This is a genomic window from Rhizobium ecuadorense, assembly GCF_001187535.1.
Lineage (GTDB): Bacteria > Pseudomonadota > Alphaproteobacteria > Rhizobiales > Rhizobiaceae > Rhizobium > Rhizobium ecuadorense.
Map to the genome: position 1 here is coordinate 1 of NZ_LFIO01000591.1, position 233 is coordinate 233.

Consider the following 233-nt stretch of genomic DNA (forward strand, 5'->3'; position numbering starts at 1 on the left):
GTCTGGGCCGGCAATGGCGGTGATGCCGCCATCCTCGCCATGCGTGACCCAGGGAACGGTTCGGCCGTAATCGAAGCGAAGGTTGAGCTCCATATCGAAGGCGACAGTGCCGCTCTTGCCCTCGACGATGCGCATCAGATCGCTCGTGCCATCGCGAAGCGGCATGAAGTCGATGAGAACGGCGGTGCCGGTCTCGGTCTGAAACTCGGTTTCCAGAATGAGCGTATCGTTGC

General features: G+C 60.9%; 1 pseudogene. It reads right to left on the reverse strand.

The features are described 5' to 3' along the window. Positions 1-233, reverse strand: a pseudogene (locus AF337_RS12180) (glycoside hydrolase family 15 protein); the annotation flags it as partial.